The 19,178-nt window shown below is 71.6% G+C and carries 17 protein-coding genes; 8 read left to right on the top strand and 9 right to left on the bottom strand.

All coding sequences use genetic code 11. The features are described from left to right. Positions 1-45: 45 nt before the first annotated feature. The 3 genes from ACQPZG_RS23145 (at position 46) to ACQPZG_RS23135 (ending at position 2,892) form a co-directional block, all read left to right on the top strand. Positions 46-753, top strand: a complete 708-nt coding sequence (locus tag ACQPZG_RS23145) for a polysaccharide deacetylase family protein (RefSeq protein ID WP_433547646.1) — start codon at positions 46-48, stop codon at positions 751-753. Between the two features lie 956 nt (positions 754-1,709). Beyond that, entirely contained in the window at positions 1,710-2,435 is a 726-nt protein-coding gene (locus ACQPZG_RS23140; protein WP_433549513.1) for a helix-turn-helix domain-containing protein, read from the top strand. Next, positions 2,422-2,892 carry an NUDIX hydrolase gene (locus tag ACQPZG_RS23135; protein ID WP_433547645.1) on the top strand — a complete coding sequence of 157 codons (471 nt, stop codon included), beginning with the start codon at positions 2,422-2,424 and terminating at the stop codon, positions 2,890-2,892. The genes ACQPZG_RS23140 and ACQPZG_RS23135 overlap by 14 nt, the downstream gene beginning before the upstream one ends. 67 nt (positions 2,893-2,959) lie before the next feature. Here ACQPZG_RS23135 and ACQPZG_RS23130 read toward each other — a convergent pair whose 3' ends face one another. The 4 genes from ACQPZG_RS23130 to iolC all read right to left on the bottom strand — a co-directional run bounded on the left by ACQPZG_RS23130 (position 2,960) and on the right by iolC (position 8,581). Further along, positions 2,960-4,459, bottom strand: a complete 1,500-nt coding sequence (locus ACQPZG_RS23130) for a CoA-acylating methylmalonate-semialdehyde dehydrogenase (protein ID WP_433547644.1) — start codon at positions 4,457-4,459, stop codon at positions 2,960-2,962. 13 nt (positions 4,460-4,472) lie between these two features. Next, positions 4,473-6,602 (bottom strand): 3D-(3,5/4)-trihydroxycyclohexane-1,2-dione acylhydrolase (decyclizing), encoded by a 2,130-nt coding sequence (iolD, locus tag ACQPZG_RS23125; RefSeq protein WP_433547643.1) that lies wholly within the window; start codon positions 6,600-6,602, stop codon positions 4,473-4,475. After that, positions 6,557-7,372, bottom strand: coding sequence for a 5-deoxy-glucuronate isomerase (iolB, locus tag ACQPZG_RS23120; protein ID WP_433547642.1), 816 nt, complete (start codon positions 7,370-7,372; stop codon positions 6,557-6,559). Before iolB ends, iolD begins: the two co-directional genes overlap by 46 nt. Before the next feature lie 120 nt (positions 7,373-7,492). After that, the gene (gene iolC / locus ACQPZG_RS23115) at positions 7,493-8,581 is read right to left on the bottom strand and encodes a 5-dehydro-2-deoxygluconokinase (protein WP_433547641.1); all 1,089 of its coding nucleotides are present in this window, start codon (positions 8,579-8,581) and stop codon (positions 7,493-7,495) included. Positions 8,582-8,725: 144 nt separating this feature from the next. On the opposite strand from iolC, the gene ACQPZG_RS23110 reads away from it, so the two are divergent. The 5 genes from ACQPZG_RS23110 to ACQPZG_RS23090 all read left to right on the top strand — a co-directional run bounded on the left by ACQPZG_RS23110 (position 8,726) and on the right by ACQPZG_RS23090 (position 13,893). Then, positions 8,726-9,637, top strand: coding sequence for a sugar phosphate isomerase/epimerase family protein (locus ACQPZG_RS23110; RefSeq protein ID WP_433547640.1), 912 nt, complete (start codon positions 8,726-8,728; stop codon positions 9,635-9,637). Between the two features lie 511 nt (positions 9,638-10,148). After that, positions 10,149-10,346: a helix-turn-helix transcriptional regulator gene (locus ACQPZG_RS23105; protein ID WP_433547639.1), complete on the top strand. Its 198-nt coding sequence runs from the start codon at positions 10,149-10,151 to the stop codon at positions 10,344-10,346. A 118-nt stretch (positions 10,347-10,464) separates the two neighbouring features. Then, a complete protein-coding gene (locus ACQPZG_RS23100) occupies positions 10,465-11,097 on the top strand; it encodes a GNAT family N-acetyltransferase (protein ID WP_433547638.1) in 633 nt (210 codons plus the stop codon). A 98-nt stretch (positions 11,098-11,195) separates the two neighbouring features. After that, the gene (locus ACQPZG_RS23095; protein ID WP_433547637.1) at positions 11,196-11,519 is read left to right on the top strand and encodes a heavy-metal-associated domain-containing protein; all 324 of its coding nucleotides are present in this window, start codon (positions 11,196-11,198) and stop codon (positions 11,517-11,519) included. 88 nt (positions 11,520-11,607) lie between these two features. Then, entirely contained in the window at positions 11,608-13,893 is a 2,286-nt protein-coding gene (locus ACQPZG_RS23090) for a heavy metal translocating P-type ATPase (RefSeq protein ID WP_433547636.1), read from the top strand. A 463-nt stretch (positions 13,894-14,356) separates the two neighbouring features. On the opposite strand, the gene ACQPZG_RS23085 is transcribed toward ACQPZG_RS23090, so the two are convergent. The 5 genes from ACQPZG_RS23085 to ACQPZG_RS23065 all read right to left on the bottom strand — a co-directional run bounded on the left by ACQPZG_RS23085 (position 14,357) and on the right by ACQPZG_RS23065 (position 19,124). Continuing rightward, entirely contained in the window at positions 14,357-15,652 is a 1,296-nt protein-coding gene (locus ACQPZG_RS23085) for a citrate synthase (protein WP_185032036.1), read from the bottom strand. Between the two features lie 133 nt (positions 15,653-15,785). Next, positions 15,786-18,131, bottom strand: coding sequence for an SF1B family DNA helicase RecD2 (gene recD2 / locus ACQPZG_RS23080; RefSeq protein WP_433547635.1), 2,346 nt, complete (start codon positions 18,129-18,131; stop codon positions 15,786-15,788). Positions 18,132-18,185: 54 nt separating this feature from the next. Next, positions 18,186-18,428, bottom strand: a complete 243-nt coding sequence (locus ACQPZG_RS23075; protein ID WP_433549512.1) for a type II toxin-antitoxin system Phd/YefM family antitoxin — start codon at positions 18,426-18,428, stop codon at positions 18,186-18,188. Positions 18,429-18,519: 91 nt separating this feature from the next. Then, a complete protein-coding gene (locus ACQPZG_RS23070; RefSeq protein ID WP_433547634.1) occupies positions 18,520-18,822 on the bottom strand; it encodes a hypothetical protein in 303 nt (100 codons plus the stop codon). Beyond that, positions 18,819-19,124: a hypothetical protein gene (locus tag ACQPZG_RS23065; protein WP_433547633.1), complete on the bottom strand. Its 306-nt coding sequence runs from the start codon at positions 19,122-19,124 to the stop codon at positions 18,819-18,821. The genes ACQPZG_RS23070 and ACQPZG_RS23065 overlap by 4 nt, the downstream gene beginning before the upstream one ends. Positions 19,125-19,178 lie beyond the last annotated feature (54 nt).

The following is a 19,178-nucleotide window of genomic DNA, read 5'->3' as shown; positions in this document are numbered from 1 at the left end:
CGGCGCGTCGTTTGCGCGGACGCCCGCCGCTGGAACCGGTGTGCGGTGACGAAACGCCGCCGTTCCCTCATCGCCCTCTGCGCACTGATCGCCGCCGCCCTGCTGACCGGCATCGCGAACGGCCCGGACGGCGGCCCCGTCGACTGCCGGACGGCCAGCTGCGTGGCGCTTACCTTCGACGGCGGCCCCGGCCCGTCCACCGGCGCGCTGCTGGACGTCCTGGAGGACAGGCACGTACCGGCGGCGTTCTTCCTGCTCGGCAAGGGACCGGTGCACGAGCACCCGGACCTGGTGCGGCGGATGGCGGCGGAGGGCCACGAGGTCGGCAACCACTCGTGGACCGGTCCGCGGCTGAACGAGGTGCCGCCCGAGGAGGCACGGCGGCAACTGGCGCAGACGCAGGACGTCCTCGCCCAACTGACGGGCAGGTCGCCGACCCTGGTGCGCCCGCCGCAGGGCCGGACCGACGGGAACGTGGCAGCACTCAGCGAGGAACTCGGGCTCGCCCAGATCCTGTGGAACTCGACGACCGCGGACCGGCGGGAGCACGACCCGCGGCTGATCGCGGACCGCGTCCTCGGGACCGCGAAACCGGGCGGGATCATCCAGCTGAACGACCTCCACGAAGGGACGGCCACCGCCCTCCCGGCGATCGTGGACGGCCTGCGGGAACGGGGCTTCCGACTGGTGTCGCTGGAGCGGCTGTTCGCCCCGCGGAAACTGCAACCGGGGGCCGTGTACCGGCACGCGTGACACGGCCTGCCCCGACGGGAACGCGCCGCGGCCCGCGCCGGAGGGTGAGGTCTCCGGGGCGGGACGCGACGGGGAGGGGCGGGTTCGGCGTGACCTTTTCGGAGCGTCCGGCCGGTGAAGTCCACGCACCCTTGTCGGACTCTGCCCTGCGTGCGGTCTGCGCTTGTTTCAGGGCCTCCTCCCCTTGAGCCGGTGACTGAGCCTGAGGGCGGGCGTCACTCCGAACGTAGTCAGGGACGTGGGTCGGATGTGGCGGACGGCTACCGGAGGCCCGATCCCGCAGCATGGAAAAACCCCACCAGCCGCCGGGACTGGTGGGGTGAACAGGAAGCGTGACGGTGCTTCCTTCACCGCATCACGGGGCCCATGTCGAAAACCGTCCCGCACGTCCGGCGCTCAGGTCGTCGTCATGACCAGTTGATGCGTTCGGCGTCCCCGCCCACACAACAGGGGCAGGGCAGCCTGTACGTGAACTTGCACCGTTCGCACCCGGTGAAGCCGTAACAGGTGTCGCACCACACCCGGCCAAAGCCGGTGCAGAAGCCGCAGAAGCCCTTGCCCATCGGGGCTGGACGGAGGGAGCTGCGGAGTGGGGCGCTCACGGTCGGTGCTTTGCACGCTGATGGTCCCGTAGCGATACGTTCGCGTCAGTCACGCCGCTGTAATCCCCGACCGATCGGCGATTGTCCCGGGAGACGCACATGCGTAGGCACTCCTTGCACCCTGGAACAGGGGTCAGCTCAAGCAACGGTATGTGCAGCGTGTAGGTAGTCGGCTCTCTCCCCGTCCGGCTGTTCCAGTGCATCGCTCGCCCCGCCGTCATGGTGTCGTCTTCCTGGTGACATCCATGCTTCCTGGATCGCTGGGACGGAGGAACCTCGCACGTTTCCCATTTGGGGACGTCCCGCGGGTGCTACAACGTCCCTGTGCCAGGCAACGAACGGCTACGCGCGACCATGACGGCGGGCGGGTGGACTCACGCCACCTTGGCCTTGGAAGTCGGCATCGATCCCAAGTCGGTTGAGCGCTGGGTGAACCTGGGCAGAGTCCCCAGGCAGCGAACAGCGGTGCGAGCCGCTGAGGTGCTCCAGGAGGACGTACACGCCCTCTGGCCTGCCCTGCGTCAGGCACGAACCGCGCGGGCCGTCTCGCCGGAACTGGTGGCGTTGTACGAGCAGCGGGCCGACCTACCGGTGTCGGTGTTTGTGGACCTGCTTGGTTCGGCGCGCGAGCGTATCGACGTGTTGGTGTACGCGGCCATCTTCCTGCATGAGGCGTATCCCCGGTTGAGCGACTCGCTGCGGGAGAAAGCGGGGACGGGGTGCAGGGTGCGTATCTGCATCGGGGACCCGGACCGCGAGAACGTCAAGGCCCGCGGTCTTGAGGAGCGGTACGGGCACGGGATCGAATCCCGCTGCCGGTTGGCGCTCATGCACTACCGGCCGCTTGTCGGCGTACCCGGGGTGGAGCTGCGGACACACGGGACGACCCTCTACAACAGCTTGTACCGGGTTGATGATCAGGTGTTGGTCAACGCCCACGTATGGGGCCTGAACGCCTACGCGGCCCCGGTGTGGCACCTACGCCGCGCGAAGGGTGGCCGGATGTTCGACGGGTACGCGGACAGTTTCCAAGCAGTGTGGGACACCGGTAGGGAGGTCACGGCGGATGGCACGGACTGAGTTCTACGACGACCCTCAAGCGCCCGAGCCGAACAGTCTGGTGGTGGCTGCATCGGCGGTGGTGACCGATGACCAGGGGCACATCCTGCTACAGCGGCGGTCCGACTCGGGGAAGTGGGCTCTTCCCGGTGGCGGCATGGAGATGACCGACAGCTTGCCCGGCGCTGCGGTGCGCGAGGTGAGGGAAGAGACCGGCCTCGATGTGGAGATCACGGGACTGGTCGGGACGTACACGGACCCCCGGCACGTCATCGCGTACACGGACGGGGAGGTACGCCGACAGTTCAACGTGTGCTTCCGGGCCCGAATCGTCGGCGGGACCCTCAGCATTTCGGACGAGTCGACAGAGCTTCGCTGGGTCTCTCCCGATGACCTTGCGGGGTTGGACATGCACCACACGCAGCGGCTCAGATTGCAGCACGCGACCGAGGAACGGTCGGCCCCACACCTGGGGTGACAGCAGAAACCCCCTGGTCAGGTCGCCCAGGGGGTAAGTGATCGAGCTGCGGGTCAGGCGTCGGGCATTAACGAGACGTCGGGAAACCGAGGTCCACGCCCGTGGGGGTGTCGGCCGGGTCCGGCCAGCGGGTGGTGGTGACCTTGCCGCGGGTGTAGAAGTGGATGCCGTCGGTGCCGTAGATGTGGTGGTCGCCGAAGAGGCTGTCCTTCCACCCGCCGAACGAGTGGTAGCCGACCGGGACCGGGATGGGGACGTTGACGCCGACCATGCCGGCCTCGATCTCCAGCTGGAAGCGGCGGGCCGCGCCGCCGTCGCGGGTGAAGATCGCGGTGCCGTTGCCGAACGGGGACGCGTTCATGAGGGCAACGCCCTCCTCGTACGTGTCGACGCGCAGCACGCACAGGACCGGGCCGAAGATCTCGTCACGGTAGGCGTCGGAGTCCGTCGGGACGTGGTCCAGGAGGGACAGGCCGATCCAGTGGCCGTTCTCGTGGCCCTCGACGGTGTAGCCGGTGCCGTCGAGGACGACCTTGGAGCCCTGGGCGGCGGCGCCCGTGACGTAGGAGGCGACCTTGTCGCGGTGGGCGGCGGTGATCAGCGGGCCCATCTCGGACGCCGGGTCGTTGCCCGGACCGATCTTGATCTTCTGCGCGCGCTCGACGATCTTCGAGACGAGTGCGTCGCCGACGGACCCGACGGCCACGACCGCCGAGATCGCCATGCAGCGCTCGCCGGCCGAACCGTACGCGGCGGACACGGCGGCGTCGGCGGCGGCGTCGAGGTCGGCGTCCGGGAGGACCAGCATGTGGTTCTTGGCGCCGCCGAGGGCCTGGACGCGCTTGCCGTTGGCCGTGGCGGTCACGTAGATGTGGCGGGCGATCGGGGTCGAGCCCACGAAGGAGACGGCGGCGACGTCCGGGTGCTCCAGCAGGCGGTCGACGGCGACCTTGTCACCGTTGACGACGTTCAGCACGCCGTCGGGGAGACCGGCCTCGGTGGCGAGCTCGGCGAGCCGCAGCGAGGTGGAGGGGTCCTTCTCGGAGGGCTTCAGCACGAAGGTGTTGCCGCACGCGATGGCGATCGGGAACATCCACATCGGCACCATCGCCGGGAAGTTGAACGGCGTGATGCCCGCGACGACGCCGAGCGCCTGACGGATCGAGGAGACGTCCACCCGGTGGGATACCTGGGTGGACAGCTCGCCCTTGAGCTGCGTGGTGATGCCGCACGCCAGCTCGACGATCTCCAGGCCACGCGCCACCTCGCCCAGCGCGTCCGAGTGCACCTTGCCGTGCTCGGAGGTGATCAGGGCGGCGATCTCGTCGCGGTGCGCGTCGAGGAGCGCGCGGTAGCGGAAGAGGATCGAGGTGCGAGTGGAGAGGGAGGACGTGCCCCACGTCGCGAAGGCGTCCTTCGCGGCGGCGACGGCCGCGTCGACCTCGGCCACGGAGGCGAGGGCGACACGGGTGTCGGCGGCGCCGGTGGCCGGGTCGGTGACGGGGCCCCAGTCGCCCGACGCACCCTCGACGGTCCTGCCACCGATCCAGTGGTTGACGGTCTTCATGAACTGCACTCCTTCAAAGGTGGTGGCGTCGGGCTGCGACCTGCCGGTCGTACTCCTCGCGTGCCCAAGCCGCCGACGGGCGGGTCGCGGTCTCGGCCACGGGAACATCCCACCACGCGTCCGCCGGCGGGGGGCCCGACACTGTGTCGGGCGTTTCGGTCTCGACGTAGACACATGTGGGCACGGTGCTCTCCCGTGCCTCCTTGAGGGCTTCCCGCAGGTCAGCGACGGTACGGGCGCGCAGGGTGCGCATGCCGAGCGAGGCGGCGTTGGCTGCCAGGTCGAGCGGCAGGGGCTCTCCCGTGTACGAACCGTCCGGGGCGCGGAAGCGGTAGTCCGTACCGAACCGCTCGCCGCCGACGGCCTCGGAGAGCCCGCCGATGGAGGCATACCCGTGGTTGTCCAGGATCACCACCTTGATCGGCAGCCGCTCCTGCACGGCGGTCACGATCTCGGTCGGGTTCATGAGGTACGTCCCGTCGCCGACGAGCGCCCAGACGGGCCGTCCCGGCGCGGCGAGCTGGACGCCGACGGCGGCCGGGATCTCGTAACCCATGCAGGAATAGCCGTACTCGACGTGGTATTGGTCGGCGGCGCGGGTGCGCCACAGCTTGTGGAGGTCGCCGGGCAGGGACCCGGCGGCGTTGATCAGGATGTCCTCGTCGGTGACCAGGGTGTCGAGTACGCCGAGGACCTGGGCCTGGGTGGGGCGGGCCTTCTCGTCGGGCGCGGCGTACGCGGCGGTGACCCGCCGCTCCCAACCCTCCTTCGCGGCGCGGTACTCGGCCTCGTGGGCGGGGTCGACGCGGTACGCGCCGGGGCCGTCCTCGTGGTCGTCCGTACGGTCCCGGAGGGCGGTGGTCAGCGCCAGGAGGCTGCGGCCGGCGTCCCCCACCAGGGCGAGGCCGCCCATCTTGTGGGCGTCGGCGCCGGTGACGTTGAGGTTGAGGAAGCGGACTCCGGGGTTCTGGAAGAGGGTGCGGGAGGCGGTGGTGAAGTCGGTCCACCGGGTGCCGACGCCGATCACCAGGTCCGCGGTGCGGGCCACCCGGTTCGCCGCGGCGGTGCCGGTGTGGCCGATGCCGCCGAGGTCGGCGGGGTGGTCGTACGGGAGGGAGCCCTTGCCCGACTGGGTGGAGGCGACGGGGATGCCGGTGCGGTCGGCGAAGTGCGCGAGGGCACTCTCGGCGCCGCTGTGGTGGACGCCGCCCCCCGCGACGAGGAGGGGGCGGCGGGCGCTCCTGATCGCCCGCACCGCGTCGAACAGCTCGCGTTGGTCCGGCTCCTGGGAGCGCACCCGCCACACCCGGTCCGCGAAGAACTCCTCCGGCCAGTCGTACGCCTGCACCTGTACGTCCTGCGGCAGTGCGAGGGTCACGGCACCGGTCTCCGCGGGGTCGGCGAGGACGCGCATCGCGGCGAGGGCGGCCGGTACGAGGGCCTCGGGACGGGTGATGCGGTCGAAGTACCTGGACACGGGCCGCAGGCAGTCGTTGACGGAGACGTCGCCCGCGTACGGGACTTCGAGCTGCTGGAGGACGGGGTCGGCGGGGCGCGCGGCGAAGCCGTCGCCCGGCAGGAGGAGGACCGGCAGGCGGTTGACGGTGGCGAGCGCCGCGCCGGTGACGAGGTTGGTGGCGCCGGGGCCGATGGAGGTGGTGACGGCGTGGGCGGAGAGGCGGCGTGACTGGCGGGCGTAGGCGGTGGCGGCGTGCACCATGGCCTGCTCGTTGCGGCCCTGGAGGAAGGGCATGGTGCCGGGGGCGGGGGTCGGGGCCGCGGCCGGGGCGGGCGTGGCTGCGGCGGGGGTCCCGGGTGGGGTGGAGGTGCTCGTGCGGGAGTCGGGCGTGTGGCCCGGGATGCCGGGGCCGGGGAGGCGGCCGGGGGCGGGGCTGGTGCGGCACTCGGTGAGGGCCTGGCCGAGGCCCGCCACGTTGCCGTGGCCGAAGATGCCCCAGGTGGCGGTGATCAGGCGGTGGCGGATGCCGTGGTGCTCGGTGTGCTGATGGGCGAGGAAGGTGAGGAGGGCTTGGGCGGTGGTGAGGCGGCGGGTGGGAGGTGAGGGGGGCACGGGTCCTCCTCGGGAGGGGTGGGGGGTCAGGTGGGGGGTGCTTGGTGGTGGGGGTGGAAGCGGATGTTCCATTCGCGGTGGGGGTCGGGGCCCGCCATGACGTTCAGGTAGTACATGGTGTGTCCCGGAGCCGCGATCGACGGCCCGTGCCACCCGTCCGGCACCAGCACCGTGTCGCCGGAACGGACCTCGGCGAGCAGGTCCGCCCCGCCCTCCCGTGAGGGGGCGACCCGCTGGTACCCGACACCGCCCGGCCCCCCGGCGATCTCGTAGTGGTAGATCTCCTCCAGCTCCGACTCCTCGCCCGGTACGTACTGGTCGTGCTTGTGCGGCGGGTACGAGGACCAGTTCCCGCCGGGTGTGATCACCTCGACGGCGATCAGCCGGTCGCACTCGAAGACGTCCGCGGCGGCGAAGTTGCGCACCTCGCGCTCCGTCTGCCCACTCCCCCGGCGCTCGACGGGAACCTCCGGCGCGGGGCCGTAGCGGGCGGGGAGCCGCCGCTCGCACTTCGCTCCTGCCAGGGCGAAGCGGCCCCCCGCGGCGGAGGCGATCTGCGCGTGGGCGTCCCGCGGGACGTAACCGAAGTCGGTGACCGCGTCGAACACGCCGGGCCGGCCACGGAGTTCGAGGACCAGGCCGTCCACCAGGACGCTGCACCCCCCGGCGAGGGGGAGCACGATCCACTCGTACTCGCCGGCGGACAGGTGGTGCGAGCCGCCGGGTGGCAGTTCCAGCACGCGCAGTGCCGTGTGCCGCAGGCGGTCGGCCCGCCGCGGCCCGAGATCCACGGCGTACGGACCGTGCGCCGTGCTCCCCGCCGTCTCGTGGAGGTGCGTCATGAGGTCTGGCCCGCCCTTCCGTCGGAAACCGTGCGTCCGGAACCGCCCGTTCGGGTGTCGCCCGCCCGGAACCGCCCCGGCGTCGAATGCCTTCCCGATCCCGCCCGTCCGAAGCCGCCGTCAGCAGCCGCCGTCCGTCCGCGAGCCGCCCGTCCGCGAGCCGCCCGTCCGCGAGTCGCCCGTCTGCGAGCCGCCCGCCCGCAAGGCACCCGCCCGCGATTCACCCGTTCGCAGGTCACCCGTCAGAACCCGCTCGATCTCCTCTGCGTACGGCATCGCCGAGGAGCACGCCAGTCGGCTCGCGACGATGGCTCCCGCCGCGTTCGCCCAGCGGATCGTCCGCGGCAGGTCCCAGCCGGCCAGCAGCCCGTGGCAGAGCGCGCCGCCGAACGCGTCGCCCGCTCCGAGCCCGTTGAGGACCGCCACGGGCAACGGCGGCACCTCGGCCGTGGTCCCGTCCCTGTGGACGGCCAGCACTCCCTCCGCTCCCTGCTTGACCACCGCGAGCTCGACCCCGTACCCGAGCAACGCGCGTGCCGCGGCGTGGGGTTCCCGTTCACCCGTGGCGATCTCGCACTCCTCGACGTTGCCGACGGCGACGGTGGCGCGGCGCAGCGCCTCCACGTAGAGGCGGCGGGGCAGGTCCGTCCCGGAGCCCTCCCAGAAGGCCGGCCGCCAGTCCAGGTCGAAGACCGTGTGCCGCCCGCCCCGGCGGGCCGTCAGCGCCTCCAGCGTCGCGTCCCTGCTGGGCAGGGCGCACAGGCCGGTGCCCGTCGCCCAGAAGATCCGGGCGGCGGCGATCGCGTCGAGGTCCTGTTCGCCGGGGCGGATCTCCAGGTCGGGCGCCTTCGGCCGCCGGTAGAAGTGGAGGGGAAAGTCGTCCGGCGGGAAGATCTCGCAGAAGGTGAGCGGGGTGGCGTACTCCGCGACCTGCGTCACCCATCGCGCGTCCACACCGAAGTCCCGCAGTTCCCTGCGCAGGTACGCCCCGAAGGGGTCCGCGCCGGTACGGGAGACGAGCGCGGTCCGCCCGCCGAGCCGGGCCGCCGCGACCGCCACGTTCGCCGCCGACCCGCCGAGGAACCTCCCGAAGGTCTCCACCCGGTCCAGCGGCACGCCCGCCCGCAGCGGGTAGAGGTCCACCCCGAGGCGCCCCATCACGATCAGGTCGTACGCGTCGTGCCCGTGCGCGTCGTACGCGTCCTGCATGGAGCCCCCTCGTCGGCGGACCGCGGCGGTTCCCTACCTCTATCCGCGGACCCGGAAAGCTGTCAATGGTTTGTCCGGACATACTGACTCGTTGCCGCCGCGGCTGCCTTGACACCCTTCGCCGCCCGCGGAAAGGCTGCCCCCATGGCCGCCGACGGACAGCTGACGCGCATCAGGATCGGTTCCGCCCCCGACTCGTGGGGGGTGTGGTTCGCCGACGACCCGAAACAGGTGCCCTGGCAGGTCTTCCTCGACGAGGTCGCCGCCGCCGGATACGAGTGGATCGAGCTGGGACCGTACGGCTATCTGCCCTCCGACCCGCACCGTCTGCGCGCCGAACTCTCCGACCGGGGCCTGCGGGTGTCGGCCGGGACGGTCTTCACCGCACTGCACCGGGACGAGCCCGGCACCTGGGAGGCCGCCTGGGCGCACGTCGCGGAGGTGGCCGGGCACGCGCAGGCCGTGGGGGCCGGGCACCTGGTCATGATCCCGGCGTTCTGGCGGGACGACCGGACGGGCCGGGTGCTGGAGGACAGCACCCTCTCCCCGGCACAGTGGCGCACCCTCGCCGACCGCACGGAGCGGCTGTCGCGCCGGGTCCGCGAGGAGTACGGGCTGCGGGTCGTCCTCCATCCCCACGCCGACACCCACGTCGACGGCGAGGAGAACGTCGTACGCCTCCTCGACTCGACCGACCCCGACCTGGTGTCGCTCTGCCTGGACACCGGGCACTACGCCTACTGCGGCGGCGACAGCGTCCGGCTCGTCGAGACGTACGGGGAGCGGATCGGATACCTGCACCTCAAGCAGGTCGACCCGGCGGTACTGGCCCAGGTGCACGAGCGGGGGCTGCCGTTCGGGCCCGCCGTGGGCATGGGCGTGATGTGCGAGCCGCCGCGCGGGGTGCCGGCGCTGGGGCCCGTGCTGGAGGCGGCGCAGTCCCTCGGGGTGGACCTCTTCGCGATCGTGGAGCAGGACATGTACCCGTGCCCGCCGGAACAGCCGCTGCCGATCGCCCGGCGGACCCGGCAGTTCCTGCGGTCCTGCGGGGCGTAGGACGACAGCACAGCGGGACAGCGGGACAGCGGGACAGCGGCACAGCGGCACAGCGGCACGGTGGGACGGCGGGACGCAGCACCGCGGCACAGCGAGGCGCAGCACCGCGGCACAGCGGGACACACAGCCGGGCCGGCGGGGCGCACAGCCGGGTCGGCGACCGGGTGCGCGACGCGCCTCCGAGCCACTACGCGCGCCACGTCTCGCAGGTAAAGAGCAGGCAAAGCGATCACCGGGTGCATTACACCCAAAAGCGGTCCGGACCGAACACATCGACCCGGTACGGGCTGCGTGTCCCGCCCTACTCCCGCACCACTTCCGTCACGGTCGTATCCCTCCCGTCACGCTTGTCGCCATTACGCGGCCCTTCCGTCACAGGCACACGACAGCCCCGGCCCCCCGGTCACCGGGCGTCGTTCACGGGGCAGAGGCTCAGTGATCGCCAGCGAACGCCGCAGCTCCCCCGACGGCCCCCCGGCCGTGGCTGCGGTCTTCGCGGGGAGGTGCACACATGACGGACCACAAGCTCTGGTCGTACAAGGAGATCGCCGCGCACATCCAGGTGCAGCCGGACACCGTGCGCTCGTACCGCAAGCACGGGCTGCTCCCGCCACCGGACCACGTGGAGGGCGGCAAGCCGTACTGGTACGCGGACACCGTCCGCACCTGGGTGGCGTCCCGGCCCGGCAACAGAGGCCGCAACGGCTGACTCCCCCCGCCCCTCGGGCCCCGCACCCGGCCGCACTCCGGCCGCGGCGCGGGGCCCCTCGCCGTCCACCCCGGCAACCCGTTTGCGGTACGCGACCCCCGCCGCCGAGGATCACCGGATGATCCCGACCACCGGAACGCCCGCATCCCCGCCCTCTCCCGCCGATCTGTCCGTCAAGCCCGTGCTCACCGGCTCCCGTGTCCTGCTGCGTCCTTTCGCCGAGGGCGACGTTCCCGCGATGCTGGACGCACTCCGGGACCCGGAGGTGCTGCGGCTCACCGGCTCCGCGTCCGAGGAGTTCGACGAGGCCGCCACCCGCGCCTGGTACCTGTCCCGCAACGCGCAGGCCGACCGGGTCGACCTGGCCGTCGTCGACCGCGAAACCGGTGCGTGCGTGGGCGAGGTGGTCCTCAACGACTGGGACCCGGCCAACCGGAGCTGCAACTTCCGGACGCTGCTCGGCCCCGCCGGACGCAACCGGGGCCTGGGCACCGAGGCATGCCGTCTGATCGTCGCGTACGCCTTCGAGCAGCTCGGCCTAAACCGGGTCTCCCTCGGCGTCTACGACTTCAACCCGCGGGCCCGGCGCGCGTACGAGAAGGCCGGTTTCGTCGCGGAGGGCACGGAGCGCGAGGCGCTGTGGGCCGACGGCCGCTGGGTGGACTCGACGCTGATGTCGGTCCTGGCCAGGGAGTGGGCGGTGCACCGGGGCGGCATGTCGGGGGCCGACATCCCCACTGGTACCCCCTAGGGGTATAGTCTTGAGCGTCCCGGGGGCCCCGCGGCCCGACCGCACCCCTCCCCGGGCGCCACGACACCTGTGTACGCCGTCGAAGAGGAGCACACGACATGACCGCCGAGACCAAGAACCCCGCCGGCGAGCCCGCCCGGCCCGCCGGCTCCTGCTGCTCGCCCTCCGGCTCCTGCGGGACGGACGGCGCGGCCGAGGTGCAGGTGGGCTCCTTCACCACCGTCTACGAGGTGAAGGGCATGACGTGCGGGCACTGCGAGGGCGCCGTCTCCGCCGAGATCTCCGAGATCGCCGGGGTCGGCTCGGTCGAGGCCGTCGCCGCGACCGGGCGGGTGACCGTCGTCTCCGCCGCCCCGCTGGACGAGGAGGCGGTACGGGCCGCCGTCGACGAGGCGGGATACGAGTTGGTCGGCATCGCCTGATCCGCCCCGACCCGCAGTTCCCGGGCCGTATCCGCCGGTTGCCCATACTGGTGCGGGTACGGCCCGGCCCGTTTCCCTGGAGCCCACGATGAACAGCGCGACCCCTGAGCAAGTGCCCGCCCCCTCGGCACCGCCCGTCCTGGAGGGGCACGTGGAGCTGGCCATCGGCGGGATGACCTGCGCCTCCTGCGCCGCCCGCGTCGAGAAGAAGCTGAACCGGATGGAGGGCGTCGCCGCCACCGTCAACTACGCGACCGAGAAGGCGCGGGTGGCCTACGACTCGGGGAAGGTCGCCGTCGCGGACCTCGTCGCGACCGTCGAGAGGACGGGGTACACGGCCGCCGGACCCGCCGCCCCCGCGCCGGACGAGACGCCCGCCGGGGAGCCCGCCGCCGCGGAGCCGGACACGCTGCGGCAGCGGCTGACCGTCTGCGCCGTGCTCGCCGCCCCCGTGATCCTCCTGTCGATGGTCCCCGCCCTCCAGTTCGACAACTGGCAGTGGCTGTCCCTGACTCTGGCCGCGCCGGTCGTCGTGTGGGGTGCGCTGCCCTTCCATCGGGCCGCCTGGACCAACCTGCGGCACGGCGCGGCCACCATGGACACCCTCGTCTCGGTGGGCACCCTCGCCGCCTTCGGCTGGTCGCTGTGGGCGCTGTTCCTCGGCGGGGCGGGGATGCCCGGCATGCGGCACGGCTTCTCCCTGACGGCGGGCCGGGCCGACGACGCCGCCGCGGTCTACCTCGAAGTCGCCGCCGGGGTCACGGTCTTCCTCCTGCTCGGCCGCTGGCTGGAGGCCCGCTCCAAGCGGCAGGCGGGGGCCGCGCTGCGGGCGCTGATGGTCCTGGGCGCCAAGGACGTGACGGTGCTGCGCGGCGGCCGGGAAGCCCGCATCGCGGTGCGGGAGCTGGGGGTGGGCGACCGGTTCGTCGTACGGCCAGGGGAGAAGGTCGCCACGGACGGCACCGTCGTGGAGGGCGCGTCCGCCGTGGACGCGTCCATGCTGACCGGCGAGTCGGTGCCGGTGGACGTCGGGCCGGGCGACCCGGTCACCGGGGCGACCGTGAACGCGGGCGGCCGGATCGTCGTCGAGGCGACCCGCGTCGGCGCGGACACCCAGCTCGCGCGGATGGCACGGCTGGTGGAGGACGCCCAGAACGGCAAGGCCCAGGTGCAGCGCCTCGCCGACCGGATCTCGGCCGTGTTCGTGCCCGCGGTGCTGCTCATCGCGCTCGGGACGCTGGTGGGGTGGCTGCTGGCCACGGACGACGTGACCGCCGCCTTCACGGCCGCCGTCGCCGTGCTGATCATCGCCTGCCCGTGCGCCCTGGGGCTGGCGACGCCGACCGCGCTGATGGTCGGCACCGGGCGGGGCGCCCAGCTCGGCATCCTGATCAGGGGGCCCGAGGTGCTGGAGTCGACGCGCCGCGTGGACACCGTCGTGCTCGACAAGACGGGCACGGTGACGACGGGCCGCATGGCGCTGACGGACGTGGTCACCGCCCCGGGAACGGACCGGGCCCTGCTGCTGCGGCTGGCCGGGGCACTGGAGGACGCGTCGGAGCACCCGATCGCGCGGGCGGTGGCGGCGGCAGCGGCAAAGGCGGAGGGCGACGCGGGGCTTCCGGCCGTGACCGACTTCGCGAACGTCCCGGGACTGGGCGTGCAGGGGACCGTGGAGGGACGCCGGGTGCTGGTGGGGCAGGAGAAGTTCCTGACCGACCGGGCCGTGGAGCTGCCCCGCGACCTCGCGGACGCCAAGGCCGCCGCCGAGGCGTCCGGCCGCACGGCCGTCGCGGTCGCCTGGGACGGCGAGGCGCGCGGGGTGCTCGCCGTCGCGGACACCGTGAAGGCCACCAGCGCGGAGGCGGTGCGCCGGCTGCGTGCGCTCGGCCTCACCCCCGTACTGCTGACCGGCGACAACCACGCGGTCGCCCGCGCCGTCGCCGCCGAGGTCGGCATCGACGCGGCCGAGGTGCACGCGGAGGTGCGGCCCGAGGACAAGGCGGCCACGATCGCCCGGCTCCAGGGAGCGGGCCGTACGGTCGCGATGGTCGGCGACGGGGTGAACGACGCGGCGGCCCTCGCCACCGCCGACCTGGGCCTCGCGATGGGCACCGGCACGGACGCGGCGATCGAGGCCGGGGACCTGACACTGGTGCGCGGGGACCTGCGGGCGGCGGCGGACGCGATCCGGCTCGCCCGGCGCACCCTGGCCACCATCAAGGGCAACCTCTTCTGGGCCTTCGGCTACAACGTCGCCGCGCTGCCGCTGGCCGCCGCCGGGCTGCTCAACCCGATGATCGCCGGATTCGCGATGGCTTTTTCGTCCGTCTTCGTAGTGACAAACAGCCTGAGGCTACGTACCTTCACATGATGTACACGAGCAACCGCGAGAACATCTGAACAAGCGCACGGACACCGCCGCCGGGAACCCGTATCGAGTGATGCAGATCACTTCACTCGGGGGGTAACCATCGGCGGGGGTCGTGAGTCTAGGAAGCGATGCCAAGAACGTCTTGGGGGACGTTCGCGTGCGGGGCGTCTTGGGGGACGTCCCGGGCAGGCGTGGGCCGGGACACGTACGGCGGGGAGCTTTGAGCGGCCCTCCCGTTCGGTACGCGTCCCGGCGGACCGCGCGGAACGGGAACCGCAGGAGCAGTTCGAGCGTTGCGCGAGTAGGCACACAGACCTCTGGCGGCGAAAGCCGGCAGACGCCCGGTAGGGATCCCGTGGGGGGAATCCGAACCGGGGAAACAGAGAAGCGCCCCGTATCGTCGACCCGTGGGGGGATCGACGGCGGGGCGCTTTTCGCTGCGCTCAGGAACCGTGACGAAAGGTCAGCGGCCCTCGACCGGCACGAAGTCGCGAAGGACCTCGCCCGTGTAGATCTGGCGCGGGCGGCCGATGCGCGAACCCGGCTCCTTGATCATCTCGTGCCACTGGGCGATCCAGCCGGGAAGCCGGCCGATCGCGAAGAGCACGGTGAACATGTCGGTGGGGAAGCCCATCGCCCGGTAGATCAGACCCGTGTAGAAGTCGACGTTCGGGTAGAGGTTGCGCGAGACGAAGTAGTCGTCGGAGAGCGCGTGCTCCTCCAGCTTCAGCGCGATGTCCAGCAGCTCGTCGGACTTGCCGAGCGCCGAGAGGACGTCGTGCGCCGCCGCCTTGATGATCTTCGCGCGGGGGTCGAAGGACTTGTACACCCGGTGGCCGAAGCCCATCAGGCGGACGCCGTCCTCCTTGTTCTTCACCTTCTGGATGAAGGCGTCGACGTCGCCGCCGTCGGCCTGGATCGCTTCGAGCATCTCCAGGACGGACGCGTTGGCGCCGCCGTGCAGCGGGCCCCACAGGGCGCTGATGCCGGCGGAGATCGAGGCGAACATGTTCGCCTGCGAGGAACCGACCAGGCGCACGGTGGAGGTGGAGCAGTTCTGCTCGTGGTCCGCGTGCAGGATGAGCAGCTTCTCCAGCGCGGAGACGACGACCGGGTCCGGCACGTACTCCTGCGCGGGGACCGAGAAGGTCATGCGCAGGAAGTTCTCGACGTACCCCAGGTCGTTGCGGGGGTAGACGAAGGGGTGCCCGATGGACTTCTTGTACGCGTACGCCGCGATCGTCGGCAGCTTCGCCAGCAGACGGATCGTCGACAGGTGGCGCTGCTGCTCGTCGAACGGGTTGTGGCTGTCCTGGTAGAACGTGGACAGCGCCGAGACGACCGAGGACAGCATCGCCATCGGGTGCGCGTCGCGCGGGAAGCCGTCGAAGAACCGCTTGACGTCTTCGTGCAGCAGCGTGTGCTGGGTGATCTCGTTCCGGAAGTCCGACAGTTCGTCGTCCTTCGGCAGCTCGCCGTTGATCAGCAGGTAGGCGGTCTCCAGGAAACTGCTCTGCTCGGCCAGCTGCTCAATGGGGTACCCGCGGTAGCGCAGGATGCCCTGCTCGCCGTCGAGGTAGGTGATGGCGGACTTGTAGGCGGCTGTGTTGCCGTATCCGCTATCGAGGGTCACCAGACCGGTCTGGGCCCGGAGCTTCCCGATGTCGAAGCCCGTGTCGCCGACGGTGCTGTCGATCACCGGGTAGGTGTACTCGCCATCGCCGTACCGCAGTACTACAGAGTTGTCGCTCTCGCTCACGTCATCCCTCACCGACGTAGTGCCTCTTCTTCGAGGTGCCCTGACTGTCTCTACCATCCCCCACTTGGCTCAGCAGAGTGCACTCGGGGTCGGCCATCAGGCCCATTCGCGGCACTGAGTGCCGCCAACCTGCTCATCCTGCCCCCTTCGCCCCGGTTCCGGAACCCCCAGGTGATGTTTCCCACCGATGGCCGCCGCCCGGTTGCCGGGGCTGCGGGACGTGGGTTGTGCCCGCGAGCCGGTGCGCGAGCGCGGTGCACCGCCGGCCTGCCGAAACGGTGCGTACCGCCTGTCCGATGGCCTTGCGCGACCCCACGAGCACGACGAGCTTCTTCGCCCGGGTGACGGCCGTGTAGAGCAGGTTCCGCTGGAGCATCATCCAGGCGCCCGTGGTGACCGGGATCACCACGGCCAGATATTCACTCCCCTGGGAGCGGTGGATGGTGACGGCGTACGCGTGCGCCAGCTCGTCGAGCTCGTCGAAGTCGTACGGGACCTCCTCGTCCTCGTCGGTCCGCACGGTGAGCGTCTGCTCGACGGGGTCGAGGGCGGTGACCACCCCCACGGTGCCGTTGAAGACGCCGTTCTCGCCCTTGTCGTAGTTGTTGCGGATCTGGGTGACCTTGTCGCCGACCCGGAAGGTCCGCCCGCCGAACCGCTTCTCCGGCAGATCGGGGCGGGCCGGGGTGATGGCCTGTTGCAGCAGTCCGTTGAGGTTCCCCGCGCCGGCCGGGCCACGGTGCATGGGGGCCAGCACCTGCACGTCCGTCCGCGGGTTCAGGCCGAACTTCTGCGGGATGCGGCGGGCCGCCACGTCGACCGTCAGCCGTCCCGCCTCCTCGGTTTCGTCCTCCACGAAGAGGAAGAAGTCGCTCAGCCCCTGGGTGATCGGGTGGGTGCCGGAGTTGATCCGGTGGGCGTTGGTCACCACCCCGGACTTCTGCGCCTGCCGGAAGATCTGCGTCAGCCGCACGTGCGGTACGGGCCCGCCGTCGGCGAGCAGGTCCCGCAGCACCTCCCCCGCCCCGACGGAGGGCAGCTGGTCCACGTCCCCCACCAGGAGGAGGTGGGCGCCGGGCGCCACCGCCTTCACCAGCTTGTTGGCGAGCAGCAGGTCCAGCATCGACGCCTCGTCGACCACCACGAGGTCGGCGTCCAGCGGCCGGTCCCTGTCGTACGCCGCGTCTCCACCGGGCCTCAGCTCCAGCAGCCGGTGGACGGTGGACGCGTCCGCCCCGGTCAGCTCGGACAGCCGCTTGGCCGCCCGCCCGGTCGGCGCGGCCAGCACCACCTTCGCCTTCTTCGCCCGCGCCAGCTCGACCACGGACCGCACGGTGAACGACTTTCCGCAGCCGGGCCCGCCCGTCAGCACCGCCACCTTCTCCGTCAGCGCCAGCTTGACCGCGGCCTCCTGCTCGGGGGCGAGGGACGCCCCGGTCCGCTGCGCGAGCCAGCCGAGCGCCTTCCCCCACTCCACGTCCCGGAAGGCGGGCATCCGGTCCTCGTCGGTGCGCAGCAGCCGCAACACCTGACCGGCCAGCGAGAGTTCGGCCCGGTGGAACGGAACGAGGTACACGGCGGTGACGGGCTCGCCGTTCGGCCCCTCGGGACCGGGCACCTTCTCCCGTACGACGCCCTCCGGGTCCTCCGCCAGCTCGGCCAGGCAGTCGATGACCAGCCCGGTGTCCACCTGGAGGAGCTTCACCGCGTCGCTGATCAGCTGCTCCTCGGGGAGGAAGCAGTGGCCCTGGTCGGTGGACTGCGACAGCGCGTACTGGAGCCCCGCCTTCACCCGGTCCGGGCTGTCGTGCGGGATGCCGACGGCCTGCGCGATGCGGTCGGCGGTGAGGAAGCCGATGCCCCAGACGTCGGCCGCGAGGCGGTACGGCTCGTTCTTCACGACGGAGATCGAGGCGTCCCCGTACTTCTTGTAGATCCGCACGGCGATGGAGGTGGAGACCCCCACCCCCTGGAGGAACACCATCACCTCCTTGATCGCCTTCTGCTCCTCCCAGGCGGCGGCGATCATCTTCGTCCGCTTGGGCCCGAGCCCCGGCACCTCGACGAGACGCTTCGGCTCCTGCTCGATGACGTCGAGGGTGTCGACGCCGAAGTGGGTGGTGATCCGGTCGGCCATCACCGGGCCGATCCCCTTGATCAGCCCGGAACCGAGGTAGCGCCTGATGCCCTGGATGGTGGCGGGCAGCACGGTCGTGTAGTTGTCCACGTGGAACTGCTTGCCGTACTGCGCGTGGGAGCCCCAACGGCCCTCCATCCGCAGCGACTCCCCCGGCTGCGCGCCGAGCAGCGCGCCGACGACGGTCAGCAGGTCACCCGTCCCGGACCCGCGCCCGGTGTCCACCCGGCCGACCGTGTACCCGGTCTCCTCGTTGGCGTAGGTGATCCGCTCCAGGACCCCTTCGAGCACCGCCCCACCCGCCGCTGCGCCGGGCGCTGCCCCACCCCCTGTACTGGTCATGATCCGACCGTACCGCCGAGGTGTGACAGCGGGGGCGGGCTGTGGACAACGGTCTCACCCGCTTGCGGTGGCCGCAGGGGATCCTTCACGGTCCCGCGCCACAGCCTCCATGAGGCGCTGGGCGTTCGCCGGGGAGCGGAGCAGGTGGACGGTCTCCTGCCAGGAGTCGTAGTCGGCGGCGGACATGAGTACGGCGTCGCCCGCCCGGGAGGTGATCCGGACGGGACCGTGGTCCGTGTTGACCCGCTCGATCAGACGGAACAGGGCTGTCCTTGCTTCGCTTGCGCTCATGGACATGGCGCCCACCTCCAGGTCGTACGAGCTTCCGTGTGCGGCCATGGAAGCGAAAACCCCTACAAGGCGCCTCCGCTTACTTCCGTGACGCGCCCTACGAGTGACCGTCGCCGCGAGGAGGCGGCGCCGTGCGCGCCCCTCTGCTCTCGGCGACCCGCACGACGTCACGGAGCGACTCGGACAGCCGGCCCGCCAGGAAGCGCAGCTCGGCCTGGGTGACGCGTCGCTCGACGAGCATGTCTTCGGCGTGCCGGAGGAGGTCGCCCGCCATGCCGAGCTGGATGCTTTCGATGGTGTCCGCGACGCGGGAGACGGGGCCCAGGGCGTCGTCGGTGTGCACGTAACAGGGCTTGCCCCCGTCACCGGTCCACGGCAGCAGCCGCCAGGAGCCGCTCACCGGACGGGCCCCGGCTCGCGGGAGTCGTCGACGCCGTTGCCCGCCGCGCCGCTCGGCCCGCCGACGTACGGGCAGGAGTACGGGAAGGCGTACGCGTACACGGGCGGCTGCGGGAGCGGCGGCTCGGGGCAGCAGCACTCCGGGACGGACGGCGGCGGGAGCGGCTGCGGGTGCTGGTACGGGTGCTGGTACGGCTGGCGCTCCGGCCGGGTCTGCGGCTGGGGCTGGGTTTGCCCCTTGGGGTGCCGCTGCGGTTGCGGGCGGCGCAGTCGCCCGAGGAGGCGGGCGAGGAGGTGCTTCATGGCGGCCTTTCCCTACGTCCCCGACGTGCGGGGAACACGTTCTGTGGCGAATCA

The sequence above is a fragment of the Streptomyces sp. CA-294286 genome, assembly GCF_050947155.1.
Lineage (GTDB): Bacteria > Actinomycetota > Actinomycetes > Streptomycetales > Streptomycetaceae > Streptomyces.
The sequence above is the reverse complement of the archived record's forward strand: the minus strand, read 5'-3'. Positions and strand labels throughout refer to the sequence as shown.

Coding starts and splice junctions, on each gene's coding strand:
- ACQPZG_RS23100 (WP_433547638.1), top strand. CDS start 10,465: ATGATCCCGACCACCGGAACGCCCGCATCCCCGCCCTCTCCCGCCGAT.
- iolB (WP_433547642.1), bottom strand. CDS start 7,372: ATGACGCACCTCCACGAGACGGCGGGGAGCACGGCGCACGGTCCGTAC.
- ACQPZG_RS23065 (WP_433547633.1), bottom strand. CDS start 19,124: ATGAAGCACCTCCTCGCCCGCCTCCTCGGGCGACTGCGCCGCCCGCAA.
- ACQPZG_RS23130 (WP_433547644.1), bottom strand. CDS start 4,459: ATGAAGACCGTCAACCACTGGATCGGTGGCAGGACCGTCGAGGGTGCG.
- ACQPZG_RS23090 (WP_433547636.1), top strand. CDS start 11,608: ATGAACAGCGCGACCCCTGAGCAAGTGCCCGCCCCCTCGGCACCGCCC.
- ACQPZG_RS23105 (WP_433547639.1), top strand. CDS start 10,149: ATGACGGACCACAAGCTCTGGTCGTACAAGGAGATCGCCGCGCACATC.
- ACQPZG_RS23140 (WP_433549513.1), top strand. CDS start 1,710: ATGACGGCGGGCGGGTGGACTCACGCCACCTTGGCCTTGGAAGTCGGC.
- ACQPZG_RS23135 (WP_433547645.1), top strand. CDS start 2,422: ATGGCACGGACTGAGTTCTACGACGACCCTCAAGCGCCCGAGCCGAAC.
- iolD (WP_433547643.1), bottom strand. CDS start 6,602: ATGGAACATCCGCTTCCACCCCCACCACCAAGCACCCCCCACCTGACC.
- ACQPZG_RS23075 (WP_433549512.1), bottom strand. CDS start 18,428: ATGTCCATGAGCGCAAGCGAAGCAAGGACAGCCCTGTTCCGTCTGATC.
- ACQPZG_RS23095 (WP_433547637.1), top strand. CDS start 11,196: ATGACCGCCGAGACCAAGAACCCCGCCGGCGAGCCCGCCCGGCCCGCC.
- iolC (WP_433547641.1), bottom strand. CDS start 8,581: ATGCAGGACGCGTACGACGCGCACGGGCACGACGCGTACGACCTGATC.
- ACQPZG_RS23110 (WP_433547640.1), top strand. CDS start 8,726: ATGGCCGCCGACGGACAGCTGACGCGCATCAGGATCGGTTCCGCCCCC.
- recD2 (WP_433547635.1), bottom strand. CDS start 18,131: ATGACCAGTACAGGGGGTGGGGCAGCGCCCGGCGCAGCGGCGGGTGGG.